We start from the raw sequence: 15,817 nt of genomic DNA on the forward strand, positions 1-15,817 counted from the left end.
CCGGCAACCGGAGCGTTGCAAGGCGAGAGGCATTTTTCACGCCAACTCCTGTCAGTTCAATCCGCCGAAGCGCTTGTAGAAGCTCTCGCCGACGTCCGGTAGCGGGCCGTCGGCAGTCTCCAGGTTGCGATTCAGCCAGTCCTCGGCCTTGGCGTGGATCAGTCGGTAGATGTTGCGGCACAGCTGCCGCGCCGCGCGCCCCTCCCAATCGCCCGGCAGCAGTTCGTCGGGCAATTGTGGGTCACGCAGGAGCAGCCGGCGGTATTCGTGGATCAACAGGGTGCGCGCCAGGAAGCAGTCCTCGGGGCGTAGCTGATCCTGCTCGCGCAGCGCTTGCCAGAGCGGACGGAACAGCTGGATGAATTCGCTGTAGTGCTCGCCGAGCTCGTCGATCTTCCAGCTCTCGCGCACCTGCATGCGCATGGCGCGGGAGGCCAGCACGTCCTGGGCGCGGGTTTCGAAGACGATGCAGTCATCGGCCACGTCGAGATCCTGCAGGGTCGCCATGACATCGCTGCGGTCGGCGCGCGGACAAGCCATCACGGTCGGCGAAATGGCGCCGAAGCCTTGCCATTCCAGCTCCTCGCGGACCTGCTTGCGCTTGTCAGCGGCGATCTGCGAGAGCATCACCAGGGTCCAGGAACCATCCCAGGCCGGCAGGCTGGAGCTATAGACGCGCTTGAAGGCCTTCTCGAAACGCCGCCGGCCGGTGCCGGTCAGGCTGTAGTAGCTGCGCCGGCCGACCTTCTCGGCGGTCAGCCAGTCTTCCTTGGTCAGGCGGAAGATGGAGGTACGGATCAGCCGCTCGTTGATGCCGAACGGCTCCAGCAGATTGATCAGGCTGCCCAGCCAGACGGTGCCGCCATGGGGTTCGATGGCATCGCCATACAGGGTGATGATCAGCGAGCTGGCGCGGATCGGCGTCTGTTCCTGGAAGCGATTGATCAACTGGTTCAGCGGTGCTAGAGCGGTCATGGCACGTTGCGCAGGCGAAGGAGCGGCGACTATACCTGCCCGCCGCACCGCCTGGCCATTGGAGCGAACCCCAGTACTCATGCGCCCTTCCCTACCCCTGCCCCTGCCCCGGCCTTGGGCCGAAAACCGGAGTCACCCAGGCGCGGGCGCTCTTCTTCTATTTCCGCCAGCGGCTGGCATTCCACCAGGCTTTCGATGCAGCGCCTGGCCAGGGCTTGGTATTCCTCGGTGCCGCGGCGCTTCCAGGCGATCTCTTCGTCGCTCAGGCTGCGCTTGACGCTGGCCGGCGCGCCCATCACCAGGCTTTGCGGCGGGCAATCGAACTTGGCCTTGACGAAGGCGGCGGCTGAAACGATGGAGCGTGCACCGATCTGCGCGTAATCCATCACCACGGCATTCATCCCCACCAGGGCATCCTCGCCGATACAGCAGCCGTGCAACACCGCGCCATGGCCGATGTGGCCGTTGCGCTCAACGACGGTGTCGCTGTCCGGGAACCCGTGCATGACGCAGGTGTCCTGAAGGTTCGCGCCTTCTTCGAGGACGATCCGTCCGAAGTCGCCGCGTAGCGCCGCCAATGGGCCGACATAACAGCCGGGACCGACAATGACGTCGCCGATCAGCACGGCGGTGGGATGGACATAAGCGGTCGGATGAACGACCGGGCGCACGCCTTCGAGGCTGTAGCAGGGCATCGGGTTCTCCTGCGGCGCTGCCAGCGTTCGGCATCACCGCACAAAGCGATCTGTTCTTTTGAAAATCTTGTATCACATCGATGCAAGCACCTCCAATCTAAATCTGACGTATCACTTCCGAATAACGTTGCCAGGACGACGAAAAGGCTTATAAAACCAGTAAATACGCTGCATTGCAGGTATTCCTCAGCCACCCAACTGCCCACTCGGTGGCACCGGCAGAAATATTTTAGACACGCGATCCAACTTTTGTAGTTGTTTTTCCGTATCGCTTTAGGCCTATACTGCGAGAAGGCCGGAGACGGGCAACGCCTGCCTCCCATAATTCCAATACAGCCGGCCATGCAGCCGCGCGTGCAGCCTGAGGACGATGTCATGCCTCGCACCCTTGCCGTTCAGATGCCTGAAGCGGGCGTCCGCCTGATCACCCTGCAGCGCCCCGAAGCGCTCAACGCCCTGAACACCGAACTGCTCGGTGAGCTGGCCGCCGAACTCGACGCCGCCGAGCAGGACAGCGAAACCCGCGCCGTAGTCCTGACCGGCAGCCGCAAGGCCTTCGCCGCCGGCGCCGATATCAAGGAAATGGCCGAGCGCGACCTGGTCGGCATCCTCAATGACCCCCGCGTCGGCTACTGGCAGCGCATCGCCGCCTTCTCCAAACCGCTGATCGCCGCCGTCAACGGCTTCGCACTGGGCGGCGGCTGCGAGCTGGCAATGCACGCCGACATCCTCGTGGCCGGCGAAGACGCGCGCTTTGGCCAACCGGAAATCAACCTCGGCATCATGCCCGGCGCCGGCGGCACCCAGCGCCTGCTGCGCGCCGTGGGCAAGCCGCTGGCGATGCAGATGGTGCTCACCGGCGAAGCCATCGACGCCCGCCACGCCCAGCGCGCCGGCCTGGCCAGCGAAGTCACCCAACCCGAATTCACCGTCGAGCGCGCCCTGCAGATCGCCCGCAGCATCGCCGCCAAGGCGCCGCTCGCCGTGCGACTGGCCAAGGAAGCGCTGCTCAAGGCACAGGACACCGATCTGGCCAGCGGTCTGCGCTTCGAACGACACGCCTTCACCCTGCTGGCTGGCACCGCCGACCGCATTGAGGGCATCCGAGCCTTCCAGGAAAAACGCCAGCCGGCCTACGAAGGTCGCTGAGCACCACCCCTTTCTGCCCATTGTCTGCCCTTTGATGGAGCGAGCCCGCCCATGAACTTCGAGCACATCCTGTTTTCCATTGAGGACGGCGTCGCCCTCCTCAGCCTGAACCGCCCGGAGCAGCTCAACAGTTTCAACGCCGCCATGCATGGCGAAGTGCGCGAGGCGCTCAAGCAGGTCCGGCAGAACCCGGATGCCCGCGTCCTGCTGCTGACCGGCGAAGGCCGCGGCTTCTGCGCAGGGCAGGACCTGTCCGACCGCAACGTCGCTCCCGGCGCCGAAGTGCCGGACCTCGGTCAGTCCATCGAACAATTCTACAACCCGCTGATCCGCACCCTGCGCGACCTGCCGCTGCCGGTGATCTGCGCGGTCAACGGCGTGGCCGCCGGTGCCGGCGCAAACATCCCACTGGCCTGCGACCTGGTGCTGGCGGCGCGCTCAGCCAGCTTCATCCAGGCCTTCTGCAAGATTGGCCTGATCCCCGATTCCGGTGGCACCTGGACTCTGCCGCGCCTGGTCGGCATGGCCCGCGCCAAGGCGCTCGCCCTGCTGGGCAATCGCCTGAGCGCCGAACAGGCCGAGCAATGGGGCCTGATCTACCAGGTGGTGGATGACGCCAACCTGCGCGAGGAGGCCCTCAAGCTCGCCCGCCACCTGGCGACCCAGCCGACCTACGGCCTGGCCCTGATCAAGCGCAGCCTCAACGCTAGCCTGAACAACAGCTTCGACGAGCAGCTGGAGCTGGAGCGTGACCTGCAGCGTCTGGCCGGCCGCAGCGAGGACTACCGCGAGGGCGTGTCTGCCTTCATGGAAAAACGCACCCCCAGCTTCAAGGGCCGCTGATCCATGAGCGCACTTTCGAAAGACGCAAAAGTCGCGGTGATCGGGGCTGGCGCCATGGGCGCGGGCATCGCCCAGGTCGCCGCGCAAGCCGGCCACCCGGTAAACCTATACGACAGCCGTCCCGGCGCCGCCGCCCAGGCCATCGACGGCATCGACCGCCAACTCGGCCGCCTGGTCGAGAAAGGCAAGCTCGACGCCGCTGCCCGCAGCGACATCATCGCCCGCCTGCAACCGGTGGACGCCATCGAGACGCTGGCCGATTCCAAACTGGTGATCGAAGCCATCGTCGAGAACCTGGAGGTCAAGCGCGGCCTGTTCCAGCAGCTCGAAGCGCTGTGCGCCGAGGACTGCATCCTCGCCAGCAACACTTCGTCGCTGTCCATCACCAGCCTCGCCGCCGGCCTCGAACGCCCGCAGCAGGTGATCGGCATGCACTTCTTCAACCCGGCGCCGCTGATGGCGCTGGTGGAAGTCGTCTCCGGCCTCGCCACCGACCCGGCGCTGGCCGACAGCCTGTATGCCACCTCGCTGGCCTGGGGCAAGAAGCCGGTCCACACCAAATCCACACCGGGCTTCATCGTCAACCGGGTGGCGCGCCCCTTCTATGCCGAAAGCCTGCGCCTGCTGCAGGAAGGCGCCGCCGACTGCGCCACGCTGGATGCGCTGATGCGCGATGCCGGCGGCTTCCGTATGGGCGCCTTCGAGCTGACCGACCTGATCGGCCATGACGTCAACTACGCCGTCACCTGCTCGGTGTTCGCCGCCTACTACGGCGACTTCCGCTTCCAGCCCTCGCTGATCCAGAAGGAGCTGGTGGATGCCGGGCGCCTCGGCCGCAAGAGCGGCCGCGGCTTCTACGACTACGCGGAAGGTGCCGAACGCCCGCAGCCGGCGAGCCTGAACAGCACCACCAGCGTCACGTCCTGCGTGCTGGAAGGTGACCTGGGTGTCGCTCAGCCGCTGGCACGGCGCCTGCAGGACGCCGGCATCGACATCACCCGGCGCGCCGGCAATGGCCTGCTGCGCGTCGGCGATGCGGTCATCGCCCTGTCCGACGGCCGTCTCGCCAGCCAGCGCGCCAAGGAAGACGGCCTGCGCAACCTGGTGCTGTTCGACCTCGCACTGGATTACACCCAGGCCTCGCGCCTGGGCATTTCCTGCTCGGCCGATACCACGCCCGAAGCGCTCGACCAGGCCGTCGCCCTCCTGGCCAAGGCCGGTATCGCCGCCAGCCGCCTGAGCGACAGCCCCGGCCTCGCCGTGCTGCGTACCGTCGCCATGCTCGCCAACGAAGGCGCCGACGCGGTGCTGCAAGGCGTCGGCAGCGCCGGCGACATCGACCTCGCCATGCGCGCCGGCGTCAACTACCCGCAGGGCCCGCTGGCCTGGGCCGAACAGATCGGCATCGGCTACCTGCTGCGCGTGCTGGACAACCTGCAGGCCGCCTACGGCGAGGATCGCTATCGTCCTTCCCTGCTGCTGCGCCGCCTGCACGCCGAGGGGAGAACTTTCCATGCCTGACGCCACCCAACTCGCCCGCGACTGCGCCGAGGCGATGTACGAGCGCGACCAGGCCACCCGGCGCATGGGCATCCAGCTGCTGGATGCCGGCCCAGGCAGCGCCAGGCTGTCGATGCGCGTGCGCGAGGACATGATCCAGGGCCACGGCACCTGCCACGGCGGCTACCTGTTCGCCCTCGCCGATTCGGCCTTCGCCTTTGCCTGCAACAGCTACAACGACGCCACCGTCGCCGTCGGCTGCAGCATCGACTACGTGGCGCCAGCCCGTGAAGGCGACGAGCTGATTGCCAGCGCCTGCGAACAGAGCCGCAGCGGCCGCACCGGCAACTACGACGTGCGCATCGAGAATTCCCAGGGCCAGTTGATCGCCCTGTTCCACGGCAAATCCTACAAAGTGCGCGGCACCGTGCTGGCGCAGGAGACCTCAGAATGACCGACCTCACTGACGCCCTGATCATCGACGCGGTGCGCACGCCGATTGGCCGCTATGCCGGGGCGCTATCCGGCGTGCGTGCCGACGACCTCGCGGCGATCCCGCTGAAGGCCCTGATGCAGCGCCACCCGGAGCTGGACTGGAGTGCCATCGACGACGTGATCTTCGGCTGCGCCAACCAGGCCGGCGAAGACAACCGCAACGTCGCCCACATGGCCTCCCTGCTCGCCGGCCTGCCGGTGAGTGTGCCCGGCACCACGCTCAACCGCCTGTGCGGCTCCGGCCTCGACGCCGTGGGCAGCGCTGCACGTGCCCTGCGCTGTGGCGAGGCTGGTTTGATGCTGGCCGGTGGCGTGGAATCCATGTCCCGCGCACCGTTCGTGATGGGCAAGTCCGAGCAGGCTTTCGGCCGCAGCGCGGAAATCTTCGACACCACCATCGGCTGGCGCTTCGTCAACAAACTGATGAAGCAGCAGTTCGGCATCGATTCGATGCCCGAGACGGCGGAAAACGTCGCCGAGCAGTTCAACATCAGCCGCGCCGATCAGGATGCCTTCGCCCTGCGCAGCCAGCACAAGGCCGCCGCCGCACAGGCCAACGGCCGCCTGGCGAAGGAAATCGTCCCGGTGGAAATCCTCCAGCGCAAAGGCCCGGCCAAGGTGGTCGAGCAGGATGAACATCCGCGCGGTGATACCACCCTCGAACAACTGGCCAAGCTCGGCACGCCGTTCCGCGAGAACGGCAGCGTCACCGCCGGCAACGCCTCGGGCGTCAACGACGGCGCCTGTGCCCTGCTGATGGCCAGCCCGGCAGCTGCTGCGCGTTACGGCCTGACGGCCCGCGCCCGCGTCGTTGCCATGGCCAGCGCCGGCGTCGAACCGCGAATCATGGGCATCGGCCCGGTGCCGGCGACCCGCAAGGTGCTGGAGCTGGCCGGCCTGTCGCTGAACGACATGGACGTGATCGAACTGAACGAAGCCTTCGCCGCCCAGGGCCTCGCCGTGCTACGCGAACTCGGCGTGGCCGACGACGACGCGCGGGTGAACCCCAACGGCGGCGCCATCGCCCTCGGCCATCCGCTGGGCATGAGCGGCGCGCGCCTGGTCACCACCGCCCTGCATGAACTGGAGGAGAGTGGCGGCCGCTATGCGCTGTGCACCATGTGCATCGGCGTCGGCCAGGGCATCGCCCTGATCATCGAGCGAATCTGATCCATCGGCGGGATCGAACCCCGCGCCGCCAGTCGCGAAAAGCGCCGACTGGCAGACAGAGCAAAGTCTCTGGCAGGGGTTCGAATCCTTCCGCGAACGGGGGCGCTATCCTGCTCCCATGACACTCGCAGCCCTCATCGGGGCTGGCGTACAAGAACAAATCGAGTGAACCCATGAACATGTACCATGATGCCGAACGTGCCCTGCTTGACCCGATGGAAACCGCCAGTGTCGACGAGCTGCGCCAGCACCAGCTGGAGCGCCTGCGCTGGAGCCTCAAGCATGCCTACGACAACGTCCCGCTGTACCGGAAGCGTTTCGCCGAAGCCGGTGTACACCCGGACGACCTGACCTCCCTCGACGATCTCGCCAAATTCCCCTTCACCGGCAAGAACGACCTGCGCGACAACTACCCCTACGGCATGTTCGCCGTGCCGCAGAGCGAGATCGTGCGCCTGCACGCCTCCAGCGGCACCACCGGCAAGCCCACGGTGGTCGGCTACACGCAGAACGACATCGACACCTGGGCCAACGTGGTGGCGCGCTCCATTCGCGCCGCCGGCGGCCGCAAGGGTGACAAGGTGCACGTGTCCTACGGCTACGGCCTGTTCACCGGCGGCCTGGGCGCGCACTACGGCGCCGAGCGCCTGGGCTGCACCGTGATCCCGATGTCCGGCGGCCAGACTGAGAAGCAGGTCCAGCTGATCCGCGACTTCCAGCCGGACATCATCATGGTCACCCCGTCCTACATGCTCAACATCGCCGACGAGATCGAGCGCCAGGGCGTCGACCCACACAGCCTCAAGCTGCGCCTGGGCATCTTCGGCGCCGAACCCTGGACCGCCGAGCTGCGCCGCGCGGTCGAGGAACGCATGGGCATCACCGCCCTGGACATCTACGGCCTCTCGGAAATCATGGGGCCGGGCGTGGCCATGGAGTGCGCCGAGACCAAGGACGGCCCGACCGTCTGGGAAGACCACTTCTACCCCGAGATCATCGACCCGGCGACCGGCGCGGTACTGCCCGACGGCCAGTACGGCGAGCTGGTGTTCACCTCGCTGTCGAAGGAAGCGCTGCCGATGATCCGCTACCGCACCCGCGACCTGACCCGCCTGCTGCCGGGCACCGCGCGGCCGATGCGGCGCATCGACAAGATCACCGGGCGCAGCGACGACATGCTGATCATCCGCGGCGTCAACGTCTTCCCGACCCAGGTCGAGGAGCAGGTGCTGAAGATCAAGCAACTCGCCGAGTGCTACGAGATCCACCTGCACCGCAACGGCAACCTCGACTGCATCGACGTGCACGTCGAACTGCGCCACGACCAGCAGGGCCTGTCGGCAGACGAGCAGAAGGCCATCGGCAGCGAACTGGGCAAGCAGATCAAGACCCACATCGGCGTCAGCGCCCGTGTGCTGGTGCAACCTTCCCACAGCCTCAAGCGCTCGGAAGGCAAGGCCTGCCACGTGTACGACAACCGGCCCAAGGGCTGATTGGTCGGCACCACCAGAAAGCCCCGCCTCGGCGGGGCTTTTTTTCGCCCAACCGCAGGACGTATAGCGCTCCGCGTTATACGCCGCCTGTCCCGTGCCCTGGCGCGTGCCGGGCACGCTCAACGGAGCTGCAACATCGGCGTACAACCGCGAACGGTTGTACGCCCTACTCCGACCGCCCGTCAGCCGGCTGCCTTCGCTGTCGATTTCCCGCCCCGACCTTCGACTACTCCTCAAAGGCAGCGGCATCCGCCGTCCGCCCACCCGCAGGAGATGAACGATGAACTATGTCGATGGCTTCCTCGTCCCCGTACCCACCGCCAGTCGCGAGCGCTACATCGAAGTCGCGCGCAAGGCGGCGGCGCTGTTCAAGGAGCATGGCGCGCTGAGCGTGGTCGAGTGCTGGGGCGATGACGTCCCCGAAGGCAAGGTGACCTCCTTTCCCATGGCGGTGAAGCTCAAGGAGGACGAAACCGTGGTGTTCTCCTGGATCACCTGGCCCAGCAAGGCCGCGCGCGACGAAGGGATGAAGAAGTTCATGGAGGATGCGCGGATGAAGACCGACTTCAACGACATGCCCTTCGACGGCCAGCGCATGATCTTTGGCGGCTTCCAGATAATCGTCCAGACCTGACGCCTGCCCCTCCCCACCCGCACGGCCCGCACGGCCCCTTGTAGGAGCGAGCTTGCTCGCGAACGATTATCCCGGCAGCTCCGGCGCTGGGGTGGGTTCGCGAGCAAGCTCGCTCCTACACCTTCCCAACACCCGCATACGATTCATTCATAAGAATACATTTTCGTATCGCTTCATCGTCTTTCCAAGGCATGGGCAGTGCGTACAGCACGCAAACGGTTACGCCTCATAACGCCATCAAATACCCGCACAATCAGCGATTTTCATGTATTTAAATCCATGAAGCGCGCTCCCTCTTGCGCCCACAACAACGCCAAAAACTGCTAAAGCGATACAGAACCCAATTACGACACATCATTTAGTGTTAGACATTCATTTCTGTATCATTTAAAAATACCGCCATGGCCAAGGCCGTCCCACGAACAAGACAAAAGGCTGGAGACACAGCATGTACGCACAACTGGTTGAGACCGGCGTGAAGCGCATCAAGGCGCTGGACGAGATGTCGCCGGAAGAACGCGCCTTCCAGGAAAAGATCGATGCCGAGGTGAAGATCGAAGCGAAGAACTGGATGCCCGACGCCTACCGCCAGACGCTGATCCGGCAGATTTCCCAGCACGCCCACTCCGAGATCGTCGGCATGCTGCCCGAGGGCAACTGGGTGACCCGTGCACCGACCCTCAAGCGCAAGCTGCAGCTGATGGCGAAGATCCAGGACGAAGCCGGCCACGGCCTCTACCTCTACAGCGCCATGGAAACCCTGGGCGCCGACCGTGACGCCGAGATCGCCAAGCTCCACTCTGGCCGCGCCAAGTACTCGAGCATCTTCAACTACCCGACGCTGAACTGGGCCGACATGGGCGCAGTGGGCTGGCTGGTGGATGGCGCCGCGATCGTCAACCAGGTGGTGCTGCAGCGCACCTCCTACGGCCCCTATTCGCGCGCGATGATCCGCATCTGCAAGGAAGAGAGCTTCCACCAGCGCCAGGGCTACGAAATCCTCCTGACCATGATGCGCCACGGCAATCAGGCGCAGAAGGACATGGTCCAGGACGCCATCAACCGCCTCTGGTGGCCGGCGCTGATGATGTTCGGCCCGAGCGACGCCGACTCCCCCAACAGCGCCCAGTCCATGGCCTGGAAGATCAAGCGGCAGAGCAACGACGAGCTGCGCCAGCGCTTCGTCGACCAGACCGTGCCGCAGCTGGAACTGCTCGGCTGCACCGCCCCGGACCCGGACCTGAAATGGAACGAGGAGCGCGGCCACTACGACTTCGGCGACATCCAGTGGGAAGAATTCTACGAAGTGCTCAAGGGCAACGGCCCGTGCAACACCGAGCGCGTCGCCACCCGCCGCAAGGCCATCGAAGACGGCGCCTGGGTCCGCGAAGCCGCGGTCGCCTACGCCCGCAAACAACAACACAAACGCGACGCCGCCTAATTCCGCCTCTGAGCCAGCGAGCTAGAGCAGAACCAGGCGGAAACAGGCGCGGGCGCGGAGTTTACGGTTGTAAATGAGCAAGCCCGGGCCTGTTTCCAACGACGTTATGCCGACGCGCAGCAGCTCATGCCCAACGATCAGGAGAACACCATGAGTGAGTGGACCCTTTTTGAAGTTTTTGTCCGCAGCAAGCACGGCCTGAACCACAAGCACGTTGGCAGCGTCCATGCCGCCGACGCCGCCATGGCCATCGAGAACGCCCGCGAGCTGTACACCCGCCGCAACGAGGGCGTGAGCCTGTGGGTCGTGCCCTCCGCGCTGATCACCGCCTCCTCCCCCGACGAGAAGGACCCGTTGTTCGACCCGTCGCAGGACAAGGTCTACCGCCACGCCAGCTTCTACGAGCTGCCGCCCGAAGTCGGCCACATGTGAGACACGTGCGATGAACCCGAACTCCGACAAGATCGAATACCTGCTGCGCCTCGCCGACAGCGCCCTGATCCAGGGCCAGCGCCTGTGCGAATGGTGCGGCCACGCCCCGGCGCTGGAAGAAGAACTGGCGCTGATGAACGTGGGCCTCGACCTCGTAGGCCAGGCGCGCAACTGGTACGAGTACGCCGTGGAACTGCTGGATGACGGCCGCGACGCCGACGCCCTGGCCTTCCGCCGCGACGAGCGGGCCTTCCGCAACCTGCTGCTGGTAGAGCAGCCCAACGGCGACTTCGCCGTGACCATCACCAAGCAGTTCCTCTATGACGTCTGGCACTTCCACGTGCTGCACGCCCTGAGCGCTTCCTGCGACGAGCGCATCGCCGCCATCGCCGCCAAGGGCCTGAAGGAAGTCACCTACCACCTGCGCCGCTCCGGCGAGTGGATGCAGCGCCTGGGCGACGGCACCGAGCAAAGCCACGCGCGCATGCTCGCGGCGATCCCGCAGGTGTGGCGCTTCACCGTCGAACTGTGCAATGCGGACGACATCGAGCAACGCCTGTTCGCCGAGGGCGTCGCGCCGAACCCGGAAGACCTCGCCGCCGCCTGGAAAGCCAAGGTCGCCGACATCTTCGCCGCCGCGACCCTGCCGCTGCCCGAGCCTGCGGTGAACTTCTACCTCAGCGGTCGTCGCGGTGTGCACACCGAGCACCTGGGCATCCTCCTGGCCGAGATGCAGTTCCTCCAGCGGGCCTACCCCGATGCAACCTGGTGAGCTGATCACCAGCGACCGCGGCGCGCGCGCAGGCTCCGCTGACGACCTCAGCCATGCCTGGAACGTGCTCGGCGCGGTGATGGACCCGGAAGTGCCGGTGGTCAGCGTGGTCGAGCTGGGCATCGTGCGCGGGCTCGACTGGCAGGACGGGCACCTGCACGTGGTGGTCACCCCCACCTACTCCGGCTGCCCGGCCACCGAGGTCATCGAGCAGGACATCCAGCACGCCCTGGAGCATGCCGGCTTCGCCGCGCCGCAACTGGAGCGCCGGCTGAACCCGGCCTGGACCACCGACTGGATCAGCGACAGCGGCCGCGAAGCGCTGCGCGCCTACGGCATCGCCCCGCCGGCCGGCAGCACCAGCAAGCGCAGCCTGCTCGGCGAAAGCCCGGAAGTCTGCTGCCCGCAGTGCGGCAGCGCGCACACCGAGCTGCTCAGCGAGTTCGGCTCGACCGCCTGCAAGGCGCTGTACCGCTGCGTCGACTGCCGCGAGCCGTTCGATTACTTCAAGTGCATCTAGGAGGACGAAGACAAACTGCTGCGCTCGGCCACGCGTCGTTGGAAACGACTTCGAAATGCTCATTCACAGATGTGAACGCCGCTTCCGAAGCCGCTTCCGCCTCGCCTGACCTTCGCTCGCGACGTTTGTATTCGCCCTCCGCGCGGTAGAACCGCAGGAGAACGATAATGAGCAAGTTCCACAGCCTGAAAATCAAGGAAGTGCGCGCGGAAACCCGCGACGCCGTGTCCATCGCCTTCGACGTCCCGACGGACCTGGCCGACAGCTTCCGCTTCCAGCACGGCCAGCACCTGGTCATGCGCACCCAGCTCGACGGCGAGGAAGTGCGCCGCTCCTACTCCATCTGCAGCGGCGTCAATGACGGCGAACTGCGCGTGGCGATCAAGCGCGTGCCGGGCGGGCGTTTCTCCGCCTATGCCAACGAAGCACTGAAGGTCGGCGCCAGCCTGGAAGTCATGCCGCCGGCCGGCCATTTCAACGTCGAACTGGACCCGGCGCGCCATGGCAACTACCTGGCGGTCGCCGCCGGCAGCGGCATCACGCCGATCCTGTCGATCGTCAAGACCACCCTGGAAACCGAGCCGCACAGCCGCGTCACCCTGCTCTACGGCAACCGTTCCAGCAACGCCGCAATGTTCCGCGAGCAGCTCGAAGACCTGAAGAACCGCTACCTGCAGCGCCTCAACCTGATCTTCGTGTTCAGCCGCGAACAGCAGGACGTGGACCTCTACAACGGCCGCATCGATGCGGACAAGTGCGGCCAGCTGTTCAGCCGCTGGCTGGACGTGAAGAGTCTCGACGCCGCCTTCATCTGCGGCCCTCAGGCGATGACCGAGACCGTGCGCGACCAGCTCAAGGGCAATGGCATGCCGGCCGAGCGCATCCACTTCGAACTGTTCGCTGCCGCCGGCAGCGAGAGCAAGCGCGAAGCCCGCCAGGCCGCCGCTGCAATTGATAGCGCGAAGAGCCAGATCACCGTGATCAGCGATGGCCGCGAGCTGTCCTTCGAGCTGGCCCGCAACAGCGTCAGCGTGCTCGACGCCGGCAACGAGCACGGCGCCGAACTGCCCTACTCCTGCAAGGCCGGCGTGTGCTCGACCTGCAAGTGCAAGGTGGTTTCCGGCGAGGTGGAAATGGACAGCAACTTCGCCCTGGAGGACTACGAAGTGGCGGCCGGCTACGTGCTGAGCTGCCAGGCGTACCCGATCAGCGACAGCGTGGTGCTGGATTTCGACCAGCTCTGACCTGGCTTTTCGTAGGAGCGAGCTTGCTCGCGAACCCGCACGCTGCCGATTTCCGGCATGAAGCGGAACCCTGATCGCGGACGGAGTCCGCTCCTACGCGGGGTTCGACATTGGGTAGGAGCGGACTCCGTCCGCGATCGGCCCCGCCCCACGACGAATCGTTCATGTTCCACCGCCAGTGCCCCACAAAGACTCTGGCGGACCTGATCCGGCGGCCCCGTCCCGCCATTTTATAAAGTGCCGCCAACGCCCACCCGGCGCGGCGGTCACCGGCAGCAGCCGGCACCCTTGCGTAGCGATCCGGAGGAAGACAACCATGGCCCAAGAGCCAATCCTGCAAAGTTTCATCGGCGGCCGCTGGGTCGGCCAGCATGGCGCCCAGGCGCTGCGTAGCGCGCTCAACGGCCAGACCGTCGCGCGCACCCACGAAGAGGCGCTGGACTTCGGGCAAGCCGTCGCCCATGCCCGTGAGCAGGGCCTGAAAGAACTGATGTCCATGGACTTCCAGCAGCGCGCCCAGCGCCTGAAGGCCCTGGCGCTGTACCTGACCGAGCGCAAGGAACAGCTCTACGAGATCTCCCGCCACAGCGGCGCCACCCGCGCCGACAGCTGGATCGACATCGAAGGCGGCGCCGGCACCCTGTTCGCCTACGCCGGCGTCGGCGGCCGCGAGCTGCCGTCGGGCAACGTCGTCCATGAAGGCCCGGCCACCCCGCTGGGCAAGACTGGCAAGTTCGCCGGCAGCCACATCCTGGTACCGCGCGGCGGCATCGCCGTGCACATCAACGCCTTCAACTTCCCCATCTGGGGGATGCTGGAGAAGTTCGCGCCGAGCTTCCTCGCCGGCATGCCGTGCATCGTCAAACCAGCCACCGCCACCAGCTACATCACCGAAGCCGCCGTGCGCGTGATGCACGAGTCCGGCCTGCTGCCCGCCGGCAGCCTGCAGCTGATCATCGGCGGCACCGGCGACCTGCTGGACCGCCTGCAGGGCCAGGACGTGGTGACCTTCACCGGCTCCGCCGACACCGCCGCCAAGCTGCGCGTGAACCCCAACCTGATCCGCAACTCGGTGCCATTCAACGCCGAGGCCGACTCGCTGAACTGCGCCATCCTCGCCCCGGACGTCACCCCGGACGACGAGGAGTTCGACCTCTTCGTCAAGGAGGTGGCCCGCGAGATGACCACCAAGGCTGGGCAGAAATGCACCGCCATCCGCCGAGCCATCGTTCCGGCCAAGCACATCGACGCCGTGGCCGAGCGCCTGCGTGAGCGCCTGGCCAAGGTCGTGATCGGTGACCCGTCGGTGGAAGGCGTGAAGATGGGCGCCCTGGCCTCCCACGCCCAGCAGTCCGACGTCGCCGAGCGCGTCGAAGCGCTGCTGAAGTCCAGCGAGCTGATCTTTGGCGCCAAGGATGGCTTCGCCCCGCGTGGCGACGGCGTCAGCGAAGGCGCGTTCTTCGCCCCGACCCTGCTGCGCAGCCGCGACCCGCATGCCGAAGGCGGCGCCCACGACATCGAGGCCTTCGGCCCGGTGAGCACTCTGATGGCCTACGACGACATCGACGAAGCCATCGCCCTCGCCGCCCGCGGCAAGGGCAGCCTGGTGGCGAGCCTGGTCACCCGTGATCCGCAGGTAGCCGCCAAGGTCGTCCCGGCCATGGGCGCGCTGCACGGGCGTCTGCATATTCTCGACCGCGAATCCGCCGCCGAATCCACCGGCCACGGCTCGCCGCTGCCGGTGCTCAAGCACGGCGGCCCGGGTCGCGCCGGTGGCGGTGAAGAACTGGGCGGCCTGCGCGCAGTGAAGCACTACCTGCAACGCACCGCGGTACAGGGCTCGCCGACCATGCTGATGGCCGTCACCGGCGAATACGTGCGCGGCGCCAAGGTCTACGAGACCGAAGTGCACCCGTTCCGCCGCTACTTCGACGACCTGAAGATCGGCGAGTCGCTACTGACCCACCGCCGCACCGTCACCGAAGCTGACCTGGTCAACTTCGGCTGCCTGTCGGGCGACCACTTCTACATGCACTTCGACGAGCTGGCGGCGAAGGACTCGCAGTTCGGCAAGCGCATCGCCCACGGCTACTTCGTGCTCTCGGCGGCGGCCGGCCTGTTCGTCTCCCCCGGCGTCGGCCCGGTGCTGGCCAACTATGGCCTGGACACCCTGCGCTTCATCAACCCGGTGGGCATCGGCGACACCATCCAGGCCCGCCTGACCTGCAAACGCAAGATCGACCAGGGCAAGAAGAGCCCCAAGGGCGAACCGCAGGGCGTGGTGGCCTGGGACGTGGAAGTCACCAACCAGCTCGGCGAGCTGGTAGCCAGCTACGACATCCTGACGCTGGTACTCAAGCGCGACTGATGCCGGGCGGCTTCAGCCTCCGTTTCATCTTCAACCGGCCCCAGGGCCGGTTTTTTGATGCCTGCTGATAATGCGATCTGTCCATA

The 15,817-nt window shown here is 66.1% G+C and carries 15 protein-coding genes; 13 read left to right on the forward strand and 2 right to left on the reverse strand.

The features are described 5' to 3' along the window. Positions 1-51: 51 nt before the first annotated feature. Both paaX and paaY read right to left on the reverse strand, forming a co-directional pair. Positions 52-975, reverse strand: a complete 924-nt coding sequence (paaX, locus tag ACIPK7_RS05710) for a phenylacetic acid degradation operon negative regulatory protein PaaX (protein WP_081519801.1) — start codon at positions 973-975, stop codon at positions 52-54. A 77-nt stretch (positions 976-1,052) separates the two neighbouring features. Beyond that, positions 1,053-1,670, reverse strand: a complete 618-nt coding sequence (paaY, locus tag ACIPK7_RS05715) for a phenylacetic acid degradation protein PaaY (RefSeq protein ID WP_401086209.1) — start codon at positions 1,668-1,670, stop codon at positions 1,053-1,055. Positions 1,671-2,045: 375 nt separating this feature from the next. Between paaY and paaF the strand changes: the two genes are divergently transcribed. The 13 genes from paaF to paaZ all read left to right on the forward strand — a co-directional run bounded on the left by paaF (position 2,046) and on the right by paaZ (position 15,731). Further along, positions 2,046-2,819: a 2,3-dehydroadipyl-CoA hydratase PaaF gene (gene paaF, locus ACIPK7_RS05720; RefSeq protein WP_192431244.1), complete on the forward strand. Its 774-nt coding sequence runs from the start codon at positions 2,046-2,048 to the stop codon at positions 2,817-2,819. Between the two features lie 51 nt (positions 2,820-2,870). Next, complete coding sequence (gene paaG / locus ACIPK7_RS05725) at positions 2,871-3,662, forward strand: 2-(1,2-epoxy-1,2-dihydrophenyl)acetyl-CoA isomerase PaaG (RefSeq protein ID WP_192431243.1); 792 nt, start codon at positions 2,871-2,873, stop codon at positions 3,660-3,662. Positions 3,663-3,665: 3 nt separating this feature from the next. Continuing rightward, entirely contained in the window at positions 3,666-5,183 is a 1,518-nt protein-coding gene (gene paaH / locus ACIPK7_RS05730; RefSeq protein WP_401086213.1) for a 3-hydroxyacyl-CoA dehydrogenase PaaH, read from the forward strand. Continuing rightward, complete coding sequence (paaI, locus tag ACIPK7_RS05735; RefSeq protein WP_401086216.1) at positions 5,176-5,616, forward strand: hydroxyphenylacetyl-CoA thioesterase PaaI; 441 nt, start codon at positions 5,176-5,178, stop codon at positions 5,614-5,616. The genes paaH and paaI overlap by 8 nt, the downstream gene beginning before the upstream one ends. Further along, a complete protein-coding gene (pcaF, locus tag ACIPK7_RS05740) occupies positions 5,613-6,827 on the forward strand; it encodes a 3-oxoadipyl-CoA thiolase (protein WP_401086219.1) in 1,215 nt (404 codons plus the stop codon). Before paaI ends, pcaF begins: the two co-directional genes overlap by 4 nt. Positions 6,828-7,000: 173 nt before the next feature. Beyond that, positions 7,001-8,320: a phenylacetate--CoA ligase PaaK gene (gene paaK / locus ACIPK7_RS05745; protein WP_401086222.1), complete on the forward strand. Its 1,320-nt coding sequence runs from the start codon at positions 7,001-7,003 to the stop codon at positions 8,318-8,320. Between the two features lie 280 nt (positions 8,321-8,600). Next, the gene (locus tag ACIPK7_RS05750; protein WP_401086225.1) at positions 8,601-8,954 is read left to right on the forward strand and encodes a DUF1428 domain-containing protein; all 354 of its coding nucleotides are present in this window, start codon (positions 8,601-8,603) and stop codon (positions 8,952-8,954) included. 448 nt (positions 8,955-9,402) lie between these two features. Further along, positions 9,403-10,395: a 1,2-phenylacetyl-CoA epoxidase subunit PaaA gene (paaA, locus tag ACIPK7_RS05755; protein WP_401086228.1), complete on the forward strand. Its 993-nt coding sequence runs from the start codon at positions 9,403-9,405 to the stop codon at positions 10,393-10,395. 150 nt (positions 10,396-10,545) lie between these two features. Continuing rightward, positions 10,546-10,827, forward strand: a complete 282-nt coding sequence (paaB, locus tag ACIPK7_RS05760; RefSeq protein WP_017520939.1) for a 1,2-phenylacetyl-CoA epoxidase subunit PaaB — start codon at positions 10,546-10,548, stop codon at positions 10,825-10,827. 10 nt (positions 10,828-10,837) lie between these two features. After that, positions 10,838-11,599 (forward strand): 1,2-phenylacetyl-CoA epoxidase subunit PaaC, encoded by a 762-nt coding sequence (gene paaC / locus ACIPK7_RS05765; RefSeq protein WP_192431237.1) that lies wholly within the window; start codon positions 10,838-10,840, stop codon positions 11,597-11,599. Beyond that, complete coding sequence (gene paaD / locus ACIPK7_RS05770) at positions 11,586-12,119, forward strand: 1,2-phenylacetyl-CoA epoxidase subunit PaaD (protein WP_192431236.1); 534 nt, start codon at positions 11,586-11,588, stop codon at positions 12,117-12,119. Before paaC ends, paaD begins: the two co-directional genes overlap by 14 nt. 167 nt (positions 12,120-12,286) lie before the next feature. Further along, positions 12,287-13,363: a 1,2-phenylacetyl-CoA epoxidase subunit PaaE gene (gene paaE / locus ACIPK7_RS05775; RefSeq protein ID WP_192431235.1), complete on the forward strand. Its 1,077-nt coding sequence runs from the start codon at positions 12,287-12,289 to the stop codon at positions 13,361-13,363. A gap of 316 nt (positions 13,364-13,679) precedes the next feature. Then, positions 13,680-15,731 (forward strand): phenylacetic acid degradation bifunctional protein PaaZ, encoded by a 2,052-nt coding sequence (gene paaZ, locus ACIPK7_RS05780; RefSeq protein WP_401086233.1) that lies wholly within the window; start codon positions 13,680-13,682, stop codon positions 15,729-15,731. Positions 15,732-15,817: the final 86 nt, after the last annotated feature.

Origin of the sequence: Pseudomonas sp. NPDC086581 (assembly GCF_044746165.1) — a bacterium.
Taxonomy (GTDB): Bacteria; Pseudomonadota; Gammaproteobacteria; order Pseudomonadales; family Pseudomonadaceae; genus Pseudomonas.